General features: G+C 42.7%; 15 protein-coding genes and 1 pseudogene. 8 read left to right on the forward strand and 8 right to left on the reverse strand.

The annotated features are described in order from the left end of the window. Positions 1–130 precede the first annotated feature (130 nt). Entirely contained in the window at positions 131–1,867 is a 1,737-nt protein-coding gene (locus ACSLBF_RS19185) for a cyclic peptide export ABC transporter (protein ID WP_440057008.1), read from the reverse strand. Positions 1,868–2,890: 1,023 nt separating this feature from the next. Here ACSLBF_RS19185 and ACSLBF_RS19190 point away from each other — a divergent pair. Next, positions 2,891–3,073, forward strand: a complete 183-nt coding sequence (locus ACSLBF_RS19190) for a transposase (RefSeq protein WP_440057009.1) — start codon at positions 2,891–2,893, stop codon at positions 3,071–3,073. A 718-nt stretch (positions 3,074–3,791) separates the two neighbouring features. On the opposite strand, the gene ACSLBF_RS19195 is transcribed toward ACSLBF_RS19190, so the two are convergent. Continuing rightward, positions 3,792–6,941 carry an efflux RND transporter permease subunit gene (locus ACSLBF_RS19195; RefSeq protein WP_440057010.1) on the reverse strand — a complete coding sequence of 1,050 codons (3,150 nt, stop codon included), beginning with the start codon at positions 6,939–6,941 and terminating at the stop codon, positions 3,792–3,794. 10 nt (positions 6,942–6,951) lie between these two features. Continuing rightward, a complete protein-coding gene (locus ACSLBF_RS19200) occupies positions 6,952–8,097 on the reverse strand; it encodes an efflux RND transporter periplasmic adaptor subunit (protein WP_440057011.1) in 1,146 nt (381 codons plus the stop codon). Positions 8,098–8,709: 612 nt separating this feature from the next. Between ACSLBF_RS19200 and ACSLBF_RS19205 the strand changes: the two genes are divergently transcribed. Together ACSLBF_RS19205 and ACSLBF_RS19210 are read left to right on the forward strand one after the other, a co-directional pair. Further along, a complete protein-coding gene (locus ACSLBF_RS19205; RefSeq protein ID WP_440057012.1) occupies positions 8,710–9,486 on the forward strand; it encodes a DUF3667 domain-containing protein in 777 nt (258 codons plus the stop codon). A 123-nt stretch (positions 9,487–9,609) separates the two neighbouring features. Next, positions 9,610–10,500 carry an EamA family transporter gene (locus ACSLBF_RS19210; RefSeq protein WP_440057013.1) on the forward strand — a complete coding sequence of 297 codons (891 nt, stop codon included), beginning with the start codon at positions 9,610–9,612 and terminating at the stop codon, positions 10,498–10,500. A 17-nt stretch (positions 10,501–10,517) separates the two neighbouring features. On the opposite strand, the gene ACSLBF_RS19215 is transcribed toward ACSLBF_RS19210, so the two are convergent. Further along, positions 10,518–10,868 carry a VOC family protein gene (locus ACSLBF_RS19215; RefSeq protein ID WP_440057014.1) on the reverse strand — a complete coding sequence of 117 codons (351 nt, stop codon included), beginning with the start codon at positions 10,866–10,868 and terminating at the stop codon, positions 10,518–10,520. 139 nt (positions 10,869–11,007) lie between these two features. On the opposite strand from ACSLBF_RS19215, the gene ACSLBF_RS19220 reads away from it, so the two are divergent. From ACSLBF_RS19220 to ACSLBF_RS19240, 5 genes and pseudogenes are all read left to right on the forward strand, one after another. Continuing rightward, entirely contained in the window at positions 11,008–12,804 is a 1,797-nt protein-coding gene (locus ACSLBF_RS19220; RefSeq protein ID WP_440057015.1) for a glycoside hydrolase family 3 N-terminal domain-containing protein, read from the forward strand. Positions 12,805–12,819: 15 nt separating this feature from the next. Beyond that, entirely contained in the window at positions 12,820–13,548 is a 729-nt protein-coding gene (locus tag ACSLBF_RS19225) for a 5-oxoprolinase subunit PxpA (RefSeq protein WP_440057016.1), read from the forward strand. 82 nt (positions 13,549–13,630) lie between these two features. Then, positions 13,631–14,158 (forward strand): GNAT family N-acetyltransferase, encoded by a 528-nt coding sequence (locus ACSLBF_RS19230; RefSeq protein ID WP_440057017.1) that lies wholly within the window; start codon positions 13,631–13,633, stop codon positions 14,156–14,158. A 145-nt stretch (positions 14,159–14,303) separates the two neighbouring features. Then, positions 14,304–14,517: pseudogene (locus ACSLBF_RS19235) on the forward strand (transposase); the annotation flags it as partial. A 208-nt stretch (positions 14,518–14,725) separates the two neighbouring features. After that, entirely contained in the window at positions 14,726–14,869 is a 144-nt protein-coding gene (locus ACSLBF_RS19240) for a hypothetical protein (RefSeq protein WP_440057018.1), read from the forward strand. 125 nt (positions 14,870–14,994) lie between these two features. On the opposite strand, the gene ACSLBF_RS19245 is transcribed toward ACSLBF_RS19240, so the two are convergent. From ACSLBF_RS19245 to ACSLBF_RS19260, 4 genes are all read right to left on the reverse strand, one after another. Further along, positions 14,995–17,523, reverse strand: coding sequence for a glycoside hydrolase family 3 protein (locus ACSLBF_RS19245; protein ID WP_440057019.1), 2,529 nt, complete (start codon positions 17,521–17,523; stop codon positions 14,995–14,997). Next, positions 17,510–18,766, reverse strand: coding sequence for a sugar MFS transporter (locus tag ACSLBF_RS19250; protein ID WP_440057020.1), 1,257 nt, complete (start codon positions 18,764–18,766; stop codon positions 17,510–17,512). Before ACSLBF_RS19250 ends, ACSLBF_RS19245 begins: the two co-directional genes overlap by 14 nt. 90 nt (positions 18,767–18,856) lie before the next feature. Next, positions 18,857–21,829, reverse strand: a complete 2,973-nt coding sequence (locus ACSLBF_RS19255; protein WP_440057021.1) for a TonB-dependent receptor — start codon at positions 21,827–21,829, stop codon at positions 18,857–18,859. Positions 21,830–21,904: 75 nt separating this feature from the next. After that, complete coding sequence (locus ACSLBF_RS19260; protein ID WP_440057022.1) at positions 21,905–24,598, reverse strand: family 16 glycosylhydrolase; 2,694 nt, start codon at positions 24,596–24,598, stop codon at positions 21,905–21,907. Positions 24,599–24,812 lie beyond the last annotated feature (214 nt).

The raw sequence follows: 24,812 nt of genomic DNA on the forward strand, positions 1-24,812 counted from the left end.
TAGTTAATGACCAAGACCATAATTAACCCAGCACGTTATAATCAAAAAGCTTTAGAGATTATAAGCACTGCATTAAGGCTTTTAATTTAAATTAATTAAAAGCCACTACTAAGATTACTGGATTTTTTAATTAAGATTTCAAAGGTTCAAAGCTTTGACCATCCGACTTATTAACCGTTGTTGGTTCAAAGTCTTGGGGTGAAACAATCATTCCTTGTTCAAAATTAAAGCGGCGGTCGGCTAAGTGGAAATAGCGATCATCATGAGAAATAACGATGACAGTTTTTCCTTGCTCTTTTAAATCAGAGAGCAAAGAGGTATAGAAGAAGTCTCTGAAGTAAGGGTCTTGATCAGCAGCCCATTCATCAAATAATAAGATCGATGAATCTTCAATGTAGGTAAGTAACAGCGCTAAACGCTTTTTTTGCCCTTGTGATAGATCTGTGGTTGTTAAAACACCATCTTTAGAACTAACTTTTTCATTTAGTCTCAACTTATCAATATATTGCTCAATTACATCATCACGCCCTGGGTTACCGTCTTTATCCAGCGTTTGGTCAAATAAATAAAAGTCAGAAAATATTGTAGAGAACAAATCACAATAAGATTCTTTATTTATATCAGGTGATATTTCTTTCTCATCGACTTTAATAGTACCTTCATTCTGGGTATACAATCCGCATAGTATTTTAGCAAACGTCGTTTTACCACTACCATTACCACCAGTTAAAAATACTAAATCGCCTCGATTAATTTTTAAATCAATTGGGCCGATACCAAAGCCGTATTCTTCATTTTCTTTTAGAGGGTATTGATAAGATATTCCAGAAATATAAAGACTCTTCCAGTCTTTAAACTCTTCGCTCGATTCTTTCTTCGATTGAATGAAATTGTCTGGCTCTGATAACTCAAGTGAATTAAGCTTCTTGTAAGCAACGAAAAGCTTACCAACACTACCCAAACTACTCGCTAGCGCAGCCAGAGGTGGCATAAGTAGTAATACGATAAGCATAAAAGAAACAATCGTTGATAATGCGATGTTTTCAATAAAGTGTTGCGCTCCAAATAATATAATGGCCATAATACAGAACAACAAACAGTCAACCCATTTACTAAGTGTGACGTAGATCATGGTTACTGTTGTGTTGATTTGTCTAATCGCTTCAAAGGTAGGTAACAAGTTTTTATTGTAGAAAAACCATTTTCGACTTGAATTTACATTGAGCTCTTTACCACCGTCTACTAGGCCCTTAAATCCAGCAAACAGGTCATCTTCATTATTCCTCTCAATTTTTTGGTATTTAGTTCCAAACATAATCATGACAGCCGCTACCAGCATAAGTGCCACCAAGCCACCGATAACAACCAAAGATAATTGCCATGAGGATATGAACATATACACCAAGTACAACAATATGAGCGTTGCGTTGTAAACCACCACAGGCAGTAACATCAGACCTTCGGAGATACTATTTACATCATCTGTTATCGTTGCGTAAACGCGGTGGCCGCCAACTTTTTCAATCTGCTCATAAGGTGTTCCAAGAATTCTTCTCACCATTGTCTTACGTAGGTCGTAAACAACACCGTTACTTAATCTAGCCAGTAAGTATTGAGAAAAAATACCGAGGAAAAAGACTACAAGAATAGCAGCTATAAAAATTTGATATGGTTGCAAACTGACAAAGGGCTCAAGTAATTGACCAAGCATAGATAAACTAGAGGTGGCCTCCTCTTTTCCAGACATATTACTAATTTCTGAATCAATTAAGGAAATAATACCTACACTTGCCAGCGCACAAACTATACTAAGCAGCGTCGCCACAAAAATTCGTAACGAATGGCGCTTATACAAACTATAAATCATTTTCGAACTTCCTATTTTTTTCGAATAACCAAACATCTAGCATCGGATCACTAAGTTTGAGCCGATAAAATTTATGAAAAAACAAACCTAATTTAAAAGCCCCCTGCTGCACACCTCGGTTTAACTTTTAGCAATATTGAAATAATTAAAATAAACAAACCAGCAAACAACAGGAAACCTAAAGCACACAATATTCATAATACACCAATAGATGTAAATAATAATACCCAAAATAAAAATAATTAATAACAAAAAAATGACAGAATAAAAACAACTGGTCTAACCACGCAGCCGAAAACGCAGAAAAGTTACAAAAAAGATACACAAATACACACAAATTAACTTTGGCAATATAAAAAAGAATGAAAAAGCGCTAGTTAATTTTCTTGAGCTAAAGCAGAGTTATGAATTACTCATCACAAGAAAAGACAAAAATAAGCTATAAAAACAACAGCTTGATCAAAATAAAAATCAAAACAATTGCAAGACGAAAGCAAGGACGAAAGGTTACAAAAATATTAAAAAACAAAAAAAACCAAAGAAACCAATAAAGAATTCTTAAACTTTTTGTAAATTTATGTTTCAATGTGACGACAGCTACTTTAAATAATTACTACAATAGAAAGCTAACTTTAATTTCCAAGATGCAACTTTGAGGTAAAAAATAATGATATTACCCTCTGAAATAAATGCATGTTCATAGATAAAGCGCTAGAAATGTTTAATTTTTAGACACAATGCAAATGCTGAACAATATAACCGCCCAAACACGATTATCATTTTTTTTACAAAAAACACTTAAATCCAACACACTTACAGAGGTTTTCTCTAAAGGCTACTCTACAGCGAATTACGGAGGTAAGTGAGTAGATGACATAACAGGTAAAACCGGTATATTGAAAACCTGCGGAGTTCAGGGGGCAATAAGATACCGGTAACCTGATAAACACAATATGCGCGATTGACATCTAGGCCGTATAATTACTCGCAAACAGGCCGAACTTATAGTCCTGCAAGAGGTTAATGGAACTGGAAGGGTTTAGTCATATTGGTGCAGCAGGATTAGTGTCTTGTTTAGGGGATGGAAAAAGTTTTAAGAATGGTCGCCATGCAGCTATTTATGTTGGTGCTACTCCAAAACAGCATAGTAGCGGGGCAAAGTTGTTATATTGGGAACAGATAAATTTGGTGGAGATAGAGCCTTAAGAAGCGTGTTATACCAAGGTGCATTGGCAGTAATATCTCGGCTACTCGCAGAGCCTAAAACACACAAGCAACGATGGCTTATTACACTGGTAAAACGGGTAGGAATTAAATGCGCCTGTGTTGCTTTAATCAATAAAACCGTTCGTACAGCTTGAGCTTTGTTGTATCACAGTACAAGTTATAAGCCTCAAGCAGTTTAGGCCAATAATCAATAAAAATAACAAGAATTGTTCAGCAACAATGCAAAGTAAATAGGTAAGACCGACCTTCTGAAACCCTGTTTATCCCGACAGCTGATAAAGCTATTATTTCGAAAAGGACAGGAGGTGCGAAAACATCAAACGTTAGAAGGTAGCTCCTTCATTTAAAAACCGTATATACGCGCGCATCTCACTTACTTACAAAAAACTGTTGCTAAACAGGTGGAGTCCATATACGGGATAAGCGACATGCTACAGCACAGCTCTTTTGACGTATTTCTAGTTAACGACCCTTCTCTCATCAAAGTACAATTCGCAAGTAACGATTGAGCGACTCTAACTTCTCTGAAAATGCTTAAATGCCTCCTCTAGACTCACTCAATGTGATAAAACTTTGCAGCTTATAGGTTGTAATATGATTTTAGATAAGCAAAAGCCTGCGATCGCAGGCTTCTAATAGTATCTAAATGATTCGTTCTTTAAATAGTTAATAGCGTGATTTTCTTACGCTGGAAAGGTTAAACTATAGATGTACTGCTATCAGTTCCTGATTTCCCAAATACTTTTTGTCTTAACTTTTTAAAAGGAAGAGACATATCTTCCATAATTAGATAAAGGCAGGGCACCAGAATAAGTGTGATTAAAGTCGTAAATAACACCGCGAAACCTAGCGAAACAGCCATTGGCACTACCATTTTGGCTTGCAGACTGGTTTCAAACATAATGGGTAAGATCCCGACAAATGTAGTAATTGAAGTCAAGAAAATGGCACGAAATCTAGCACAGCCCGCTTCAACTACAGCATCGCAAGTAGCTACCCCAGCTCTACGTCTTTGATTTACATAGTCTGTCATCACCAATGAATCATTAATGACCACACCAGCAGCGGCTATCAGACCAAAAATTGACATCATGCTTAAATCTATACCAAACAGTAAATGACCCCAAATCGCCCCCGCAAACCCAAAAGGAATAACAGACATAATAAGGGCTGGCTGACCATAACTTTTTAATGGAATCGCAAGCAGCATGTAAACAATAATCATACCCGCGATGAAAAACAACATTTGTTCATTAGTCTGCGCTTGTTGCTCCTCAATATTGCCGCCAAGTTTGGTCTTAACGGAGGGAAACTCCGTTAATAGTTGAGGGAGTAGCTCGTCATCAACCTTTTCAATTATTTCGTTTGGTTCAACCAGCTCTTCATCAATGGCGCCCCAAACATACACGGTGCGATACCCCTCTTGACGTCGAATAAAGCTGACTCCTGGTTTTTCCGTCAACTCCACTACGTCTCCGAGCATAACTTCTTTTCCGTTAGGCGCGGTAATGACCGTATATTTAAGAGAAGAAAATGCCTCGCGAGTAAGCCTTGGATATTTAACCATCACCCGAATTTCTTCACCATTTCTCAGCACTCGCTGAGCTTCTCCACCGTAGAAACTGTTACCCACCTGACTTGCAATATCAGATAAATTGAGTCCTAGGTTATAAGCCACAGGCTTCATCACCATCTGTACTTCTATGCTAGCCGGGTCAATAGTGGAACTAATATCATATAACCCTTTTTCCTGTTGTAATTTCCCGATAAGTGCCCGCCCAGCGCTGGTTAACGTATCTATGTCAGACCCATATAACAAGTAACCAAACTCACCATCACTGCCGCCGCCACCTAAGCTATCATGGATAGTGATGGACTTCATACCAGGGATGGTTGGCATTGCAGCTCGCCAGCGTCGCGCTAGCTCAAAAGTATCATATGGACGTAGTGCTTCATCGACCAGAGGAATAACCATGCGCGCGTTGGTACGTCCTTGATTAAATGACAGCATATCCTTCATCATACCTTGTCCGAACTCAGCTTCAGTCTCTTTTTCAATGTTTAAAACCACCGCTTCGATTGATTTAAGCGCAGCTATGGTTTGCTTATCGGATGCCGTATCATTCATTTCTATTTGAATAGTTGGAAAATCATGCGGTACTTTTGCTTCCATCACTACGCGCACATAATTTGCGCTGACCAGCGCAAAACTTACAATAAGAAAGCCGACAAAAGCACTAAGTACACTCCATCGCCATTCAACGCACTTTGTGACGAAACGCTTGTATGAACCATTAACAAAACCAAAGAAAGAACGATTAAAGCGGTCTCGCCAACCTCCTTCTTTTATTGGTGTAAATTTAGTATGCGCTAGGTGGGCTGGTAAGATCAGCTTTGACTCAATCAAACTAAATACAAGACACAGAATCACAACCATCGCGATAGAATAAAAAATCGCACGTTCAGGGCCAGAAGAAAACAGAGAGGGCGCAAATACAGCGATGGTCGTCAACACTCCAAAAGTTGCAGGCGTAGCAACTCGTTTTGCTCCTCTTACTACACTCTGTACGCCACCACCATGATTTTCAATCTCAGTACTTGCACTTTCGCCAATGACGATAGCATCATCCACCACAATTCCCAGTACCATGATAAATGCAAACAAAGACAGAACATTTATTGTTACTCCCATCACGGGCATCATCATGATTACACCTAAAAAACAAACAGGTAAACCTATCATTACCCATAAGGCAAGCTTAATACGTAAAAAGACGGCCAACATTAAGGCAACCAAAATGGCTCCCTGAAATAAGTTAGTCAGCATCATATTCAAACGCTCGTCCAAATAGTAGGTGAAATCCACCAATACTTTCATTTGCATACCCTGAGGTAGGGTTTTGTTTTTTTGTTCTATATAGCTTTTTACTGACTGTGCAACAGGAACAATACTTTGCTCACTGGTTGCCTTTACAGCCAGCAGTAACGCGTTTTCCCCAGAATATTTGAAATAGCGTTCACCTTCGACAAATTCATCTTTGATAGTTGCGATATCTTGAAGTAGTACTTTCGCACCACTTGCGCTTACCTTCACAGGAATTTCTCTAAACTCATCACCACTATAAAATTGATTTTCTACCCTGACAGAGATTATACCGGCGTCAGTTTTAACTTGCCCCGCTGATATATTCGCAGAATACAACCTGATTGCTCGAGAAACGTCCGCTATTGTTAAATTATACTGACGTAATATTTCTGGTTGAATTTCAATAGAAATCTCATCCTTGGGCGAGCTCAAATCTACCAGCGAGATATTATCAAGGTGCAATAGCTCATCCTCAATTTGCTTCGCGATCGGCTTTAATTCTGATAATTCATAGTTTCCGGCTAATGCTAACTCCACAACATCTTGACGGAACTCAACTTGATAGACTGTGAGCGGCTCCATCGCGGCTGGAAAAGTAGCTATTCCATCAGCTTTCAATTTTACTTTATCGAGCACTTCAGGCACGCTTGCTCCTGGATCCACTTCGAGCATGATCCGCCCGCTGCCTCGATTTGACTCAGTGATACTTTCTTTAATTTCTGTGATGCCCTTGAGTGACTCCTCGATCTTTATCAGAATACTTTGTTCAATTTCCTGTGGAGAGGCTCCGGGATAAGCAACGTCAATATGGATATAGTTAATCTCAACGTTGGGAAACATCTGACGTGGGATCGTAAAGTAACTAATAAGTCCCATGATGATAATAAAAAACATTAAAAGGTTAGCTGCCACCGAGTTATTGGCAAACCAGGCTATTAATCCCGTTTCTTCTTTATGTTGTGTCTGCATACTGTGGGTCATAATTTATCGCCTATAACTGACTATCTGTATCAGTTTTTGCTACTTTGACTGCCATCCCTTTTGAAGGATATTCAGGTAACGTTTTCACTAACCTGTCATCATCACTTAGCCCTTCACTTACCAGAAAGTACTCGCCTTCACTTCTGAGCACATTGACTTTTTTAGGTTCTAATAAGCCATCGTCATTGACTATCCACACTGTTCGATTTTGTACCAATTCTTGAGGTAATCGGTAAATATTTTTTAAGGATTTTCCTGCAAAATTAACTTCGACATAGTGACCGAATTGAATTGGCGGCGCTTCTGAACTCAAACCATATGGGTTGGTCACTCGAATGACTAAATGACGCATACGTGTTTCTGAATCTATGATCCCCAGCTCTCGATCGACTTTGCCCTGCCTTGTAACACTATTCAGTTCTTTTGTTTTAACTACAGCAGGAAGTCCCTGAATTTCATTAGGCAAAAACGTACTGTCAAAACCTGCAATCGGAACCTTGATTTCAGCGACCTCAATGTTGTGTAATACAGCAACTTCTTGACCTTGACTAACAAATTGCCCTTGACCAACTTTTCTTGATACTACTAGCGCATTATAAGGCGCCCTGACGACACAGTTGTCTAGATCTCGCATCGCGCGTTTTATTTTTGCTTCTGCCGACTTCACTCTAGCTTTGGCGCTCAGCAATTGAGGTTTTCGCAAATAAAGATCCGTAATTTTGCTTGGGTCTGCGCTCTTTGCTTCTTGCTCTGCAACGGCAGCTTTTGCTCGCTCTTCTATCAGATTGGATTTTGCACTTGCAAGCTCAGCTTCCGCCTCTAGCAAGTTTGCTTCAAAATTATCTTTTTCAATATTGAAGAGCACTTCACCTTCAGCGACGATTCCCCCTTCAACAAAATGAGGATGCCAGTAAGTTACTTCACCGGAAACCTGAGCAGCTAATTTGATACTTTCCAACGGAGTTACTTCTCCGTGAGCCGTGATCATAACCTGATGATCCTTAGCACTCATCACTTCCACAGATACTGTTGGACGATAATCTACCGGAACCTTTTCCTCTTCATCACTTGCAGAAGCATTGATCCCTGCAAACGCAAGTATTGATACCGCGATAATAGCCAATGGAAAAATGCCTTTAACCCATTTTGATTGCATAATTTCTACCTGATAATTAATGATTTTGATACATATATTAAATATAAACTTCACTATGTCACTATTTTGATTGTAACTTGTTATTTAGTTAACATTAAAGAACAATCAACATAAAAGTGTTTTATATATAACAATATGATAAGTAAAAATAATTTATAAATAACACAGTAAAAAAACACAGATATTAATGAATTATGAAAACATTGCTTTTTTTACACTTTTGAGCCGCAATTTATCTTTGTACAGCCACTGAATGTCAATACATTTTATAGAGAAATCTGAACAAATTTACACTAAATGTAAGCCAAATTTTTGTCTCACACTTGAGACAAAACTGAAAGATCATTGCAACATAAAGCATACTGTCACTAGTAAGCGATCACCATTGCTGTATTATTCAACATAAAAGTTCACCTTAAATACATGTTCAAACATGTATCCAAATCGGTAATCTAGTCATCCAAAGTCACATTTTCAGAGCTCTCAAATGCAGAACGAGTTAAACGTTCAAACAGGTTAAAAAACCATAGATAAGAATACGAGATATCCGTTACCAAAATCGGATCTTTATGGTTAAATACGCAACACTATAAATACAAGAACAAACTAAAGATGGATTTTGAGAGACAGACTCATTGTTTGAATTGCCAAGCCCCATTGGACACGCCCTTTTGCGGACAATGCAGTCAAGAAAAGGTCCGCCGTATTCAGTTTTCTGAGTTATTTAGACTAATTCAAGAAGGGATATTGGAGCTACGCTCTCCTTTTTTACAGTTGATGTGGGGCATGACCACTCAACCAATTGCCACTATAAAAGGCTATTTAAATGGTGAACGTACCAAGTATTTTAACCCGATAAAATATGCCTTTCTCATATTCACAGCTTTACTCATTTTACTGGCTCTATTTGATATTACCTTTATCCCACCTGAGGCGTTACTTGACTCAGACAATGATCAACAATTTCAGTCCATATTTAATGAATACTTATCTTCAACCTTGCTTTATCAGAGCTTTTTGCTGCCTTTTTTTAGCGCCTTGGGAGCAAAACTTGCTTTAAGAAAGAAGACCTTTAATGTAGCGGAACTCTATATTGCTCATTTATTGCTGTCTACACAGTTGGCAATAGTAAGTGCTCCTTTTTATTTTGCAGAATTACACTTTACTCAAATCTTCTCTTTTGTTTCGATTGCGATAACGCTTTTTTTCACGACATGGATGAGTTTACTACTGAGAAAGAGCAATGGGAGTTCAATTAAAGATGGTGCCCTTATAGTACTGTGTGTCACATTCTCTCAGTTACTAGCCATCATTCTCTTAAGTATTCTTTTGGCTGCATTCGCTGGTTTTCAAGTCACCCAACTTGAACAGATCCAAACAGGCTCTTAGGGGATGTGGTGATTGCTAGGTTACGGTTTATCGCCGGTTAAAAGCAACACACACTGAGCCAGTAGAGTACGCTGGCTCACTGTATTACTACATTACAACGCACCGAATCGAGAAGGTAAACCCATGGATAAGAAAAGTGTTTTATTGGTGCTACTGGTTGTGTTTGTTTGGGGAGTAAACTTCCCCATTATTAAAATAGGTTTAGTTGAGCTCCCACCTATTTTATTCTCCGCGATGCGATTTTTAATCGTTGCTATTCCCGCGGTTTTATTTATTCCACGACCAAAAACATCATTTTGGAATGTATTAGGAGTTGGTCTATTTCTTGGGGTTCTAAAGTTTAGTTTTCTATTCGTCGCAATGCAATCAGAAGTATCGGCAGGGCTATCTTCTTTGTTGTTACAGGCACAAGTGCTATTTACCATAATTCTCAGTATGGTTTTCTTTAAAGAGTCGCTAGACCGTTACCAAGGTATTGGAATTATTATTGCCATTGTTGGTTTTGGCCTATTTTTCCTAAACACCGGAGGAGGCACTTCAATTTGGGGCCTGATATTATTGCTATCTGCTGCTATTTTTTGGTCCATATCTAATCTGATAATGAAACGACTGTCGGGAGTAAATTTACTGCATTTTATAGTGTGGGTTAGCTTAATTCCTCCACTACCGTTGTTAATGTTATCGTTGCTGCTTGAATCACCCGATCCACTCGGTTTGTTACTATCAGCTTCTTCGCAAACTTGGCTTGCTTTAGCTTATGTCGGCTACGTTTCTACTTTGCTTGCGTTCGCCGTGTGGGGCTGGTTGCTACGCAGTAACAACGCAGCACAAGTAACACCATTTGCCCTGCTTATTCCTGTCGTTGGGTTAGCTAGCGCAAGCTTTATGCTTGGTGAGCAATTGACTTTACTCGAAGCGGTTGGGGGACTGACGATATTGCTGGGTTTGTTTATTTCAGTGGTCGGGAAACGAACCCAACAATGGCTCACTGACAAACGCAAAAAGCTCGCTTAATCTCGTAGTTACTGATTTTATCGGTCCGACCAAACAGCGAGTTCATTGCCACTGGGCTCAATAAAGTGGAATCGACGACCGCCCGGAAAGCTGAAAATTGCTTTGTTAATAACACCACCTGCGGCTTCTACCTTTTCCTGAGTCGCTTCAAGTTGCGAGCTATACAACACCACTAACGCACCGCCAGTAGCTTGTGATGAGTGTAAATCTGCACGATAAAAACCACCGTCTAAACCTGCATTTAAGAACGCCAGATAATCTGGGCCATACGATTCAAACTGCCAGTCAAACGCCGCTTCAAAAAATGCTTGGCTTGCAGCTAAGTCGTGTGCAGCCAGTTCAACATAATTGATTTTATTATTTTCCATGAGTTTTCCTAAATTTATATGATTTTAAGCTGATTTAACTTATATCTATGAGGTGGTAAAGTACCACCAACTTCACTATTAATTGTATTGAATTGTGCGTTTATTATTTACTCTTCTTACCGTCGGGGCAACTGCCATTATGAGCCTAGCAAATGCGTCTCAAGCAAATAACAACACTGAGTTAACTATCAAACAACTGCTCGGTCAAAAGCTCATGCTCGACCTACGTTACTTTTGTGAAGACGACAACAGCCAACAGTGTCGTACACCCGTAACTAGGCTACCAGCTCCACTCAAGTCATTAATCCAACGATACAACATCGGTGGCGTGATCTTATTTTCTGAAAACGTCCAACATATCGAACAAATAGTGAGTTTAACCAATGAATTACAGAATGCCGTGAGTCAAAGCGCTAGCAAACTGCCGTTGTTCATTGCGATTGACCAAGAAGGGGGTCGTGTTGCGCGTATTAATCGGGAACAAGCCACCTCGTTTACGGGTAATATGAGTATTGGCGCCACTTACCCCAAACATGGTGTTAAATACGCGGCTCAAAGTGCCGCTGTGATTGCAAAAGAACTTGAGGCATTGGGGATCAATGTCAACTTTGCACCCACGGTTGATGTGAATAGCAACCCTGAAAACCCTGTGATCAATGTACGTTCGTTTTCTGAAGATCCAAAAGTAGTCACTAAGCTTGGTGAAGCACAAGTGCGAGCATTTACTCAAAACGGCGTTATCCCTGCGCTTAAACATTTCCCTGGACACGGCGATACCCATGTCGATAGCCACACGGGTTTGCCACGCGTTGACCATTCGTTGTCACAAATTCAACAGCAAGATCTATTACCATTTAGCGAAATCATCAAAGCGACGGAAGTGACAATGGTGATGACGGCACATATCCAGTATCCTGCGTTAGATAATAGCCAAGTCATCAACTCGCAGGGTGAAACAATGCTCCGCCCAGCTACCATGTCATATAAAATCATGACCGAATTACTACGTGAACAATTGGGCTTTAAGGGTGTCACTATTACAGACGCGCTAGATATGGCAGGGATCAGCGACTTTTTTTCATCACTTGATGCCACCATTGAAACGTTCAATGCAGGTGTTGATATTGCATTAATGCCAATGGCAATACGAACTGAAAAAGACATTGAAAAATTCGCCAAGTTTATGGAGGGCCTTGAACAAGCCGTTGCTACGAAAAAGCTTGATGTTCAACAACTCAAGGAATCGAGTCAGCGAATACTTGCGCTTAAATCAAATCAATTACAAAACAAAACCACGACTAGTGTTGCTATTGCCCAGTCTTTACTTGGCAATCCAGCCCATCGCAAACTTGAAGCAGAGCTCGCACTTGCCGCTATAACGGAAGTAAAAAACCAAGGTACGTTACCCCTTAATAAGGGCATAAAACGTGTCCATTTAATCATGCCGGATAAACAAAAGTGCGAAGCGCTATCTCAAGCTTTGGTCAAGCTCAACTCGCAACTCAATGTTAGCTGCACTAGCTTACAAGCCTTCGAACCAACACTTGCTGAGCAAGCCATTAATCAAGCAGACATGGTGATTGGGGCACATGCTTCCCCGCCGCAGAGTGCGGTTGAAATCGGCGGTATGGAAGACGTTAAAAAGCTCACGGATTTTGCGGTAGATAAAAACCAACAACCCAATGCTCTTAAGAAGTTGTTAGCAAGCGCAAAGGCACTCAACAAGCCGAGTGTTTTTATCAGCTTAAGGGCACCGTATGAGATAACTGATTTTTCTCCCTTCAGTGACGCGGTACTCGCAAGCTATGCGTATAATGTAGATGTCAGTAATGAACACGAAGTCTCAGGCCCAGCTTATACCGCTTTAGCAAAGGTACTACTTGGATATGCCCGAGCCGAAGGTACATTACCTGTGACTGTAAAAACCAACCAGTAATCAAGGGGACATAACATGTTGCTAAATTGCGATCTGGGAGAAAGCTTTGGCGCTTGGAAAATGGGCCTAGATGAGCAAGTCATGCCACACATTGATCTTGCCAATGTGGCTTGTGGTTTTCACGCTGGTGATCCTGATGTGTTAGCCCACACTTTGTCATTAGTGAAACAACACCAAGTGACCTTAGGTGCGCACCCTAGTTACCCAGACAAGCAAGGATTCGGACGTCGCTCGATGCAAATGAGTGAACAGTCACTTACCAACACATTGCATTATCAAATTGCTGCGTTAGAGGGTATGGCCAACGTGCAGCAGCTATCGGTGAGTTATGTGAAACCTCATGGTGCGTTATATAACGATATGATGAATAACCCGCAGTTATTGAAATGGGTCTTGCAAGCCGTTGCGCGTTACTCTCGATCATTAAAAGTGATGATACTTGCGACCGCTGAGCAAGATAAACATAGAGAGTTGGCACATAAAATTGGGATAGATCTGATGTTTGAAGCATTTGCAGATAGACTTTATACCGATGAAGGTCTTCTTACCCCCAGATCTCAACCCAATTCGGTGCATAATAAGCAAGCGTTATTGCAACAAGTGAGTCAGTTTCATGATGACAATAGCGTCACCACAAATACAGGTAAACGTTTGCCCCTAGTTGCAGATACACTCTGTGTTCATGGCGATAATGAAGCCAGCATTATGTTAATTCAGGATATTAAGCAACTATTAAATACCTAGCCAAAAGTAGAGTGAGGAATTATATAGGGTTAATACTTACCTCATAATCGCTTGTAACAAAAAGATTTTTAAAGGAGTAAAAATGCATTTGACGACACCAAGGCTGACACTGAGAGCACTGCAAGAATCTGACTGGCCACAATGGTTGAAACTTCACACCGCTGTCGAAGTAATGCGCTACGTCGAAGATGTTGGGGAAGAGCGAGTGATTAGGGAAAAGTTCACTAGCCGATTTCACCCAAAAGATAAGCAAGAAAACCAATGGCTAACACTCGCAATTGTTGAAAATAGCGCTCAACAAGTTATTGGCTTTCATGGCTTTCTAAGTATGTGGACGCCTTATCAACAAGCCGAACTCGGCTTTGTGCTCGACCCACAGTTTCAAGGCCAAGGTTATGCATTCGAAGCCTCCCAAGCCGTTATCGACTACGCATTCAACGTGTGTGGTTATCACAAACTCATCGCAACCGTGACTCAAGGCAATACCCCGTCTCATAACTTGTTGAAGAAGCTAGGGTTTGAACTTGAAGGGGTATTAAAAGATAACTATCAACTCGGCGGTAACTGGGTGAACGATGAAAAGTTTGCTTTGTTTAATACAAATGAGTAAAAAAGCTAATATATATTATTCAATCTGAGGTTGGCGGTGGGCAACTAAATCACGATAACTCACTGACACCCAACACAACTTTGTGACAACCCAAGAGGTCGCTTACCATTTAGTTTTGCACTCAAAGGATTGAGGAAACCAAACGATGGCAACTGCTCGCAAAAAACAAATCAGTTTAACCGACACCAAATACTACCACTGTATCTCCCGTTGTGTAGGGCGCGTATTTCAAAGCGGTGAAGATTAAATTCACTGGAAAATCATACGAACATCGCCGTGCTCGGGTTGACCAAAAACTCCTGATGTTGGGGTCTGTGTTTTGTATCCATGTCTGTGCTTATGCTGTGATGAGTAATCATGTTTTCGCCTAGCTTGATATTTTGGTTAATAAACACGTTGGCAAGAGTTGCTTTAAAAATCAACAACAAATACTTCCAAGATAATCTAGGTAAAATCTCAAAGAAGTTTGCTCGGGCTTAGCTTAATAGTTCCAATTTAATAAAAATTATGCAACATTAATAATGCCTACTTTTTAGGCAAAAAACACAACAATTGTAAGGAATAACAATGAAACTAAAGTTAACTAAAAAGTCGATTAAAGAACTACAAAATAAATCTCTGACTAAACACCAAGCTCAACAAGTAGCAGGCGCGGGGGAATCTGACCGCTGCTGGACGGGTCCTGCATACGCCGCGTGCAGAATGAACTAAGTACTTCATTATTACTTGATAAAAAGTAGTCAAAAAAGGCCATTCAAGCTACTCTGGCTGAACGGCCTTTTCCGTATAAAGCTCAATAGATCAGCAGCATCAATTTTTGTGCAGTATGCACTTCGTTATTGACACTGAACCTCTCTACTCCCTTCTTTTGACAGGTCGTAGCGAATATTATTAAGCGCGACAGTCGCACTTCCGGATAAACGCAGCATAAATGGAGTGATCATTCTGTCAAATTGAACGTTTTTACGAGCAAAGCATTGCAAGTCGATTGCAAAGGTTTGCCAATCACTGGCGCTATTTAGCTCCGATGTCATTGCAGCTTGCGCGGTACAAGCGGTATCTCCTTCACACACCACGGCTACAACTGCACTATCTAGTTTTCCCGCAACGAGTTTGGCATCAAACACCAGACTTGCGCCCATTTCCTGATAGGCACTGAGATCTTCCCTAAAGCCATTATGGCTGGAAAACGCAATTGCAGCGGGATCCGCGTTGCTTAAAGTGAGCTGGAAGCTATCTTCTTGCACCTGTCTGTCAATCGTACGATAACTTATGCCACCAGCGACCGCACTGTTAGCCGTGATCACCGTACTCTGCTTATCACTAATTAAACTCATTTGCCACGGCGCTTGAATTTGGCCATTGTGTAGCACTAACTCGTTAGTTGGTTCGGCTGATTGATAGGTTTCAGGTAGATTATCGTTTAGCGAGTCTTGCTGCTGATAACTCAAACCAAAGCCATAGGCAAACAGTGGGTCATAATCTTGATCATGTCGATTAACCCGTTGCTCTGGAGTACGAGGCCATGAGAAAGACAACTTACCGGTGAAGTCGTATTGCACTTGTTCGTTCGCGTCACGCAACAATACATCTGCAATTCCACTGCCCTCAGTGCCCGGCAACCAAGCAGCAACGAAAGCATCGCTGGCATTCAGTTCGGCATTGACCCACATTGGACGACCACTAATAAATACTGAAACAACCGGAATACCCTGTGCTTTAAGTTGCTTTAACAAGGCTAAATCACGCCTATCAGCACGTTGGTAGGCTAGATTGTCTCTATCACCGTGACCTTCTGCGTAAGGATCTTCGCCAAATACCACAATGGCAACATCTGGACGCTGATCGAATGTGCCTGACTCACTAAGTTCAACCGAGCCACCAGCCGCCTCAACTTGCTGCGCGATCCCTTGATAAATCGACGTTGCCCCCGGAAAATCGGCGTTTTCATTGCCGGTACCTTGCCAAGTAATACTCCAACCACCGGACTGTTTACCAATATTGTGCGCACCGTCCCCAGCCAACAAAATATGCTGCTTGGCTGATAATGGCAAAATACCCGACTTGTTTTTCAATAACACCAAAGATTTACGTACTGCTTCTCGCGCAATAGCCCGATGTTCAGCATGACCCAAAAGCTCAGTTTTACCCGCATAAGGGCGATTGGCGGGACTGGGCTTGGTAAATAGTCCCGCGCGAAATTTCACTCGTAAAATACGTCTAACGGCATCATCTATACGCTCAGTTGAGATAACGCCAGATTTAACCTGAGCGATGGTATTTTCCATCAACGGTTTCCATGCATCGGTTGGCACCATGTACATATCTAGACCAGCGTTAACGGCTTGTGGACAATTATCGTTGCTACAGCCGGGGATCTGACCATGACCATTCCAGTCCCCCACCACAAAGCCATCAAACCCCATGCGTGTTTTCAACACATCGGTCAACAAGTATCGACTACCGTGTACTTTATTGCCTTGCCAACTATTGAAAGAAGCCATCACCGACTGAGCACCAGCGGTCAAGCCGCCAACATAGCCTTGAGCATGAATATCAACTAATTCCTGCTCTGTCGCTAGGTTATTACCTTGATCATCACCTTTCTCTGTCCCACCATCACCAATAAAGTGCTTTACTGTGCTCAGCACATGCTGATCACTTAAAAAGTCTTTATTTGCATCACCTTGCAAGCCTTTAACAATGGCATACGCATAGGCTCTGACAATTTCAGGGTCCTCAGAATAGCCTTCGTACGTACGTCCCCAACGATCGTCACGCACCGTGGCAACGGTTGGTGCAAAGATCCAATCAATACCGGTCACCATCACTTCGGTGGCTGTGGCCTTGGCTATTTTTTCAATTAGTTTGGGATCGTTTGCCGCGCCTAAGCCGATGTTGTGCGGGAACAACGTCGCCCCAATCACGTTATTGTGACCGTGCACTGCGTCAGTTCCCCACATGGTTGGAATAGCAATGCCATCAAGGCTAGTATCCATCGAGGCTTGATACATTTGCTCTGCCAAATTAACCCAATCCATCGCTGACGCATGTTTGTCGTTGTTTGGAAATGCCCCACCACCATTTAGGTAAGAGCCAAAACCGTAACGGCGCATATCCTCAACGGTAATATCTCGGATCTCAGGCTGGATCATTTGGGCGACTTTTTGCTCCAATGTCATCTTTGCCAGTAAAGCATCCACTTTGCTTTCTATTTCCGCGTCTTTGGGCACTTCACTGCGGATCACTGGCCATGCAGATATATCCACGTTTTGCATTCCTTGTGTTGGTTGAGAAGGTGGTAAACATGCTACAAGTATTGATGTTGCAACGGCCATTACCAGCATAGTTTTAACGTGTTTCATTGTTTACCTCCCCAGCTCTTGAGCCAACCAGGCCAAAATGAGAGATAAATACGTAACACATTGCAGGAAGTATAAACGACAACTGCAAACCCGCACTATCAGCAACAACCCCTTGTAATAGCGGCACGATTGCACCGCCAACAATGGCCAAACAAAGTAACCCCGAGCCACGGCTAGCGTCTTTACCAAGTCCTTTGATTGCTAGGCTAAAAATGGTTGGGAACATAATAGAGTTGAATAGCCCAACTGCGAGCAATGCCCACATTGCAATGCTACCGTTGTTAACTACTGCAATGCAGATAAGTACCATTACCATCACACCGTTAAACGCGAGTACTTTGCCTGCATCGATACGCTGCATCACTACCGCACCGATAAATCGGCCAACCATAGCTCCCCCCCAATAATAAGCGATGTAGTGCGCCGCTTGTGCTTCTGTTAATCCGGCAATGTTTTCCTGCGCTAAAAAGCTCACCAAAAAACTCCCTATCGATACTTCAGCACCAACATATAAAAAGATCCCGATTGCGCCTAAAATCAAATGAGGGTAACGAGTAAGAGGAGTTTCGGAACCTTTAGCCACTTTTTCATGATGAATAACAGGCAACCGTAACTTGGCAAAAATCACCGCAAGCATCAACAACATTGCCGCAAGGATCAAGTAAGGGACCTTTACCGCACTGGCATCTGCCGCGCTGTGATCACCAGTTGTAGAAAATAGCAGTAGACCACCAAAAAATGGCGCAACGGTCGTGCCTAAAGAATTAAATGCCTGCGTCATGGTTAATCTAGAAGATGCCGTTTCGGGCGCCCCTAAAATACTGACATAAGGATTCGCTGATACTTGTAATATCGTGACTCCAGCTGCCAATACAAATAACGCGATTAAAAATAACGAGTACTGCTCAACTGCAGCCGCTGGATAAAACAACAAACAACCAAGCGCAGCAACGCCCAATCCGGCAACGATCCCTCGCTGATAACCAATATTGGCAACCAAGCGACCAGCAGGAACAGAAACGACAAAGTAGGCACCAAAAAAGCAAAACTGGATCAGCATCGCTTGGGTATAGCTCAGCGAAAAAGCGCCTTTTAGATAAGGGATTAAAATATCATTGAGGCAAGTAATAAAGCCCCACATAAAAAACAAACTGGTCAATGCACCAAGTGCAACACCAAGCTTTCTTGGCGCTTCAGGTGTTGGTGCCTGCTGTGTTGAATGTGCAGTCAGAGTCGTACTCATTGCATCACTCCCATAATACAAGGGTGGTTAGGCCATGGTATTCATGGCCTTCACAAAAAGGTTGCTGGAAAAATATGCGAATTTATTGGGCTACTGAAAGCTGTACCGAACACCGAAGCTATAACGAGTGCCGTACTGGCGAGCATATAAAAATTGCTCTTCATAGCGGCCAAACGCTTGCTCGGTTTCGTTGTTAAGGTTCAGCCCCTCAAAGAATACCGTCCAACGCTCATCAACGTCATAGTTGATACTGGCATCCCACTGTCCAAACGCTTTGGCAAATTGGGGTGGGCCCTCAGACGAACCTTGTGACTGTCCTACACCTGCCAAATGCTCATCACGCCATGCGTAGGTCAGTTTCACCGACAGGCCATTTTTCTCATAGAATAGTTGCGCGTTTGCTGAATCACTTAATCCCGTGAGTGGGGTTTGCACTTCAAGACGGTCAACGTCAAACTCAACATCTCCATCCACGAAAGTCGCATTAACGCCTATGCCAAAGCCTGACTCACCAAACACATGCTGCAATGCAACTTCAAAACCATCTACGGTCTTAGTATCTGGTGCATTAAAAGGACGACGTATATCCCATGCTATCAACGGGTCATCGGCATTGGGAGTGAGATAGCCTTGCTCGTTTAAAGTAGAGCCATTGGCTTGAATTTCGGCAAAAATCGCGTCATTGGTGGCTTGCTCTCCACGCGCTTCAATGGCGGCTACCGCTTGATTCCATCTTGGACCTAAATAAATATCGTTAAAGCCCTCAATGGTGGTGGTAACAATTTGACTACCTAAGAAGTTTTTAACGTCTTTTTTGAAATAACCAATCGACGCATAGCTGCTCTCGCCATAGTAATATTCCAAACTTAAGTCTAAATTAGTAGACTCATAAGGCTTTAAGTTAGTATTGCCTTCGCTGCCATTACGCGAGCCAATTTTTGGACTACCTGATAAATTACGGCCACCCGCTAAATCCCCAAGTGGTGCTCTGGCAATGGTTTTACCCCAAGACAAACGACCCACTAAGTCATCCAGAAGGTCAACTTTAATGTCAATCATTGGCAATAGCACATCATGCTTACCCGTCATTTCTAGAGTGGTTCTATCGCCTGGTAAATATTGTGTATGCCACTCACTACCGCCTTTCCACCAAACAGCCGTTGGTACTGGTTGCGCAACCTGACTAGTAACATCGGTTTCTTCGTAGCGTACACCCAGGTTTAAATACACAGGGAACTGCGCAATATCAAATTCCCAAGCGGACTGCACATAAACGCTAAGCGTCTCTTCTTGCACCGAGCTTTGCGAAAACGTTCCCATGTCATGGTAGGCTGTGGTGGCAAAGTAGTCATCACCTCCCAGCACTTCATTGGTTAAAAACGCTCTAGAGCGAGCAACTACTTCATCAAAGCTAAAGGTGTAGTAATAGTTGGGATTTAGACTGCTACCGCCACCTGCAAATTCAGTTAGAAAGTCACTGGTGTCATGCAGCGTAAACATGCTGTCTGGGAACATTTCAGGCCATGATGGGTTAAATAAGAACCCACCAATCAAGCCACTCCATGCATTTGAGCCACTCATGGTTTGATCTGTCATGGCAGCACCAAATTTCACTTGCGTAAGAGGGATCTCAAACGCAAAGTTATCCCATGTACCATCGAGTTGTAGCTGCTGTATTTCCGACTTACCTGGCGAGTGCACAAACTGGCTAAAGTGCGAATCAATTTCGCTTTTAGCCAATACATTGCTGCCGTTGTTCCATAAAATTTGCGCGTGAGGAATTTCACCTTGGCGATAGTCATAAATTTTGGTGTTCAGCTGATCTGAACCGAGAACTAACGACCCTTCACTGCCTAAGCCTTTATCGGCACCATTGTCTATTTCGCTAGAGGAGTCATGGTAATCAAGTACCAAGTTCAAAGACTCCAGTGCTTGCCATTCAATAGTAAAACCTAGAGACTTTTCTTCTACTTCGGTCGTCGACCGCGTAGCAGTAAATGAGCCATCATTACCACTGATATCGGCATAAACAAGAGTGCCATTCTCGTCCAACTCGTAACTATTAATGTTGCCACCAAACTCGTTCCACATTCCCCAGCTAATAGAGTTCAACCCTGTAACCGCTTTGGTGTAGGTATAATCTGTAGAGAAAGTCAGGTTATCTGTCGGGGCATATTGCAAAACCACATGACCATTGCTTCTATCACGCTCTAAGTTTTCAATGCCATAGTTCATATCCCGCGGGAAAAAGTGGTTACCAATACGGTTCCCTTCTTCGTCTAAGGCACGTGGATCAATCACTTTGTCTGCGTCGAGGTTGGTTGGTAAGTCTACATTCGCCAACCAGCCTTGGATATTAGCTTGCTGCTTCTGAAAATCGCGCTCATGGTGTGTTAACGTCGCAGACACTCCAAAGCGGTCATCAAAGTAGGTATTTGAGTATAGTGCTGAAAGCTCTGGTGTAATATCGTCGTTCACTTTGTTAGAGCTATCATGGATCGCTTTTGCCGACACGGTATATCTCTCGCCCGGACTAGCAAGAGGCTTACGAGTAACAATATTGACCGTCGCGCCTAAACCACCGCTTGGGTGCTCTGCGCGCGCGGTTTTATAGACTTCTAACGCCATCACCCCATCAGCCGAAAGATTTTCAAGACTGTATGAACGAGTGTTACCAGTACCTGGCATTTGGCGGCCATTTAAGGTGATCAAGTTAAAGCTCGGACCAAATCCTCGTACCGTAATTTGCGAACCTTCTCCGTTATTACGACTTACCGCCACACCTGTGATCCGCTGCAACGATTCGGCCAGGTTGGTATCTGGAAATTTGCCCATTTCTTCTGCTGAAATGGCATCAACGACACCGCTCATATTACGTTTGAGGTTCATAGCACGGGTTAAACTACCTCTTATTCCGCGCACCTCAATGACTTCAACTTTATCTTTGCTATCCGCTTGTTGTAGCTCAGCGGTTTCAGCTAATGCAGGCAACTGATAAGCGCTGCCGAACACCGCAGCAATAGCAAGTGCTGCTTTTGAGGGAATTAATTTACTGTGTTTCATGATGACCCTACTTAAATTCGTTACTTTGTTCCCACACAGTGATCCGTGGACCACTGTCGCCTGTTATTTGCTTGCTCAATCAAGAAAACCTTGTGCTTGCGGTACGGAAGCAGGGTCATAGATCATAATGTTGTCTACTCTAAACACTGCTCCTTCTCCCGTGCCCCAGGCTGGGAATATCATCAACACATCAATGGCGCTGGTATCTAATCCTGCTTCGAACAAATCTTGTAACTTGAAGGTGTACGTTTGCCATTGTCCAAGTACGGGCGCTTGACCCTCAATACTCGCTGTTAATTCGAGCTCAACGGCGGTACTACCATCGCCAGACTCAATTTTAAACTTCCATACAGAGTTCACATCGGCAGGTGCTTCGAGCACTTTCATTTCAAATTGCACCACACCATTGCTGTTTAGACTAAACGCATCTAAATAGAGGTTATCATCTGCGAATACACCAACAACGGTAGGCTCTGCGCCAATTTTGTACTCTGCGGTCAAACCATGATCAGCATCGTCATTTTCAATTGTCGGTGTTGATCCGCCACAGCAATCCCACAGTGACCACTGATCTAGTACTTGATCGGCAAACAACACATGACCATTAAATCCAGAGTCGCTGGTTGGGGAGTAGATCTTGACGTTGTCAACGCGATATACGGCGCCTGCGCCTGTACCCCACGCTGGGAAAATCATCACCACGTCAATGGCACTGACATCCAAGCCTGCATCAGCTAAGTCTGATAGTTTAAATGTGTAGGTTTGCCATTCATTCGCCGTTGGTGCCGCAGCTTCAACACTAGCAGTCAGATCCAGTTCAACAGCAGTTTGCGCATCAAGACTTTCAACTTTAAGCTTCCACGCGGCAGCGCCATCGTTTGGCATGTTTATCACCTTCATTTCGAACTGCAGATGACCATCAGCTAACATGGCGGTAGCGTCAAATGGGCTAGGCTCTACACCATCAGCAGTAATAAATTCTGCACGCGAGATAAAGCCCATCACGGTTGGTGCGTCACCAATAGTAAATTCTGCAACTTGCTCATGTGCGTCATCATCGTTGACAACGGCTGGCGCCGAGCCACCGCAGCAATCCCACATTGGCCACGCCGGATTGACTGCATTTTCAAAGATTACTAGCGGTGCTGGACCTGTCGCGCCTGCAATACGCATTTCATCAATTAGATAAACCGCACCTTCACCCGTGCCCCAAGCAGGAAAAACCATTACGACATCAATCGCGCTGATATCTAGTCCTTTGTCAGCAAGTGCTTGTAGCTCGAAGGTAAAGGTCTGCCATTGTCCACCTTGAACCTCCGTTCCCTCGCGGCTCTGTATTAGTGGAATTTCAACAGCTGTCGCTGCCTCAACGCTTTCGATTTTCATGACCCATACCGCATCGGCATTATTTGGCATGCTAGTGACTTTCATTTGAAAACTGATAGTACCGCTATCGATTAGTGGGCTGGCATCAAATGGAGAGGCTTTGCCATTAGGATCGGTAATAAACTCTGCTCTGGAAATAAAGCCATTAACGGTAGGAGCAGCGCCAACACTAAATTGATAGGCATTGCCACGTTCAGCATCTTCGACAATGCTAGGTGTAGAACCTCCACAACAGTCCCAAGCGGGCCAATTTGGATTAACCTCCCCAGTAAATATGTCTAGATTTTTCGCTTCACCACTGGAAGGTGGTGCCGGGATTGGCGCTTTTCCCTCAACGAGGGCATCCTCTTTACTGTCATAACCACCACGTACGGTTTCACAGCCTTTGCCAGTTTCAGGATCCAAAGCGCATTGATAAACCCGCACATAGTCGATTTCAAAGTGTTGACCTTGTGCAAATGCGTCAGCATCAACGCCTAATTCATTGGCATTTTCAGGCCAGTCTCCGCCGACTGCAAGATTGAGTAATAGATGGAAATCTTGGTCAAATGGCGCGTTATCCCAGTGAGTCGTTAGCGCTCCTGATGATTGATTGTAATACTCCGCAAACCAACCTCGGTGCGATAAGCCTACTGCCTCATCCTTACTGTTATATCGAACGCTTGAACGGCGTTGGGTTTGATAAAGGTAGCCATCAACATACCAGCGAATTTCCCCTTCTTGCCACTCAATAGCATAGGTATGAAAATCATCTGCTGGGTTCATGCCGTCAGGCAAGCTGTAAGCCTTACCACTAGAGACATTATCCGGCCAATCTTTGCCATAATGTAAGGTGCCATAGACGCGGTTTTCCGCTCCACCTTCAGCAGTTGCCGTTTGTAGGTTAACCGCTTCCAGAATGTCTATCTCACCAGATTTTGGCCATCCCCCATACACTTCTTCTGTAGGAAGCATCCAAAATGCCGGCCAAGCCCCTTGCCCGCTAGGAAGCTTGGCGCGGACTTCAAATCGACCATAAGTAAAGTCAGCTTTATATCTTGTATTCAGCCTCGCTGAAGTAAACGGCTTTTCAGCGCCGTCCGCGGCTTGTCTGGCGACGATGTGCAAAATACCGTCGTTTAAATATGCGTTGTCGCTGCTGTCGGTATAGCATTGTTGTTCATTATTGCCACCGCCAGCACAGTTCACCTCATGCTGCCATTTGCTTGTATCGATGGCGCTGCCATCAAATTCATCACTCCATACCAATTGCCAATCGGAGACTGGAGCGCTTGCATCAATCTTGCTGGTATCCGTGTTAGTTTCAGCCCCGCCTCCACAGCCGATCAGGACTGTAGTCAGTGCACACAAACTAATCATAGACAGTGTTGTTGCTTTACTCATGATGTTGCTTCCACGTTGGTTAGCACACTCAAAGTTAACGCTTGTTAACTTTTCGATTCTGTACCTTGCTATGACTGGCCCTGTTTTTATTGATAATTTGGCCATCCACATTCATAAAAATTTTCCAAAGTTATTACTTTGGCAAACTAAATACTGATAGAAGCAACAACATGTCACAACGCAAATGCGCCATCAGGGTGCAATTTTGCGGCAT

This window comes from Pseudoalteromonas sp. T1lg65 (assembly GCF_051930985.1).
In the GTDB taxonomy this organism is placed as follows: Bacteria; Pseudomonadota; Gammaproteobacteria; order Enterobacterales; family Alteromonadaceae; genus Pseudoalteromonas.

Bases quoted from the DNA above. Each gene is read 5' to 3' on its own strand.
- ACSLBF_RS19185 (WP_440057008.1), bottom strand. From the start codon at position 1,867: ATGATTTATAGTTTGTATAAGCGCCATTCGTTACGAATTTTTGTGGCG.
- ACSLBF_RS19190 (WP_440057009.1), top strand. From the start codon at position 2,891: ATGGAACTGGAAGGGTTTAGTCATATTGGTGCAGCAGGATTAGTGTCT.
- ACSLBF_RS19195 (WP_440057010.1), bottom strand. From the start codon at position 6,941: ATGACCCACAGTATGCAGACACAACATAAAGAAGAAACGGGATTAATA.
- ACSLBF_RS19200 (WP_440057011.1), bottom strand. From the start codon at position 8,097: ATGCAATCAAAATGGGTTAAAGGCATTTTTCCATTGGCTATTATCGCG.
- ACSLBF_RS19205 (WP_440057012.1), top strand. From the start codon at position 8,710: ATGGATTTTGAGAGACAGACTCATTGTTTGAATTGCCAAGCCCCATTG.
- ACSLBF_RS19210 (WP_440057013.1), top strand. From the start codon at position 9,610: ATGGATAAGAAAAGTGTTTTATTGGTGCTACTGGTTGTGTTTGTTTGG.
- ACSLBF_RS19215 (WP_440057014.1), bottom strand. From the start codon at position 10,868: ATGGAAAATAATAAAATCAATTATGTTGAACTGGCTGCACACGACTTA.
- ACSLBF_RS19220 (WP_440057015.1), top strand. From the start codon at position 11,008: ATGAGCCTAGCAAATGCGTCTCAAGCAAATAACAACACTGAGTTAACT.
- ACSLBF_RS19225 (WP_440057016.1), top strand. From the start codon at position 12,820: ATGTTGCTAAATTGCGATCTGGGAGAAAGCTTTGGCGCTTGGAAAATG.
- ACSLBF_RS19230 (WP_440057017.1), top strand. From the start codon at position 13,631: ATGCATTTGACGACACCAAGGCTGACACTGAGAGCACTGCAAGAATCT.
- ACSLBF_RS19240 (WP_440057018.1), top strand. From the start codon at position 14,726: ATGAAACTAAAGTTAACTAAAAAGTCGATTAAAGAACTACAAAATAAA.
- ACSLBF_RS19245 (WP_440057019.1), bottom strand. From the start codon at position 17,523: ATGAAACACGTTAAAACTATGCTGGTAATGGCCGTTGCAACATCAATA.
- ACSLBF_RS19250 (WP_440057020.1), bottom strand. From the start codon at position 18,766: ATGAGTACGACTCTGACTGCACATTCAACACAGCAGGCACCAACACCT.
- ACSLBF_RS19255 (WP_440057021.1), bottom strand. From the start codon at position 21,829: ATGAAACACAGTAAATTAATTCCCTCAAAAGCAGCACTTGCTATTGCT.
- ACSLBF_RS19260 (WP_440057022.1), bottom strand. From the start codon at position 24,598: ATGAGTAAAGCAACAACACTGTCTATGATTAGTTTGTGTGCACTGACT.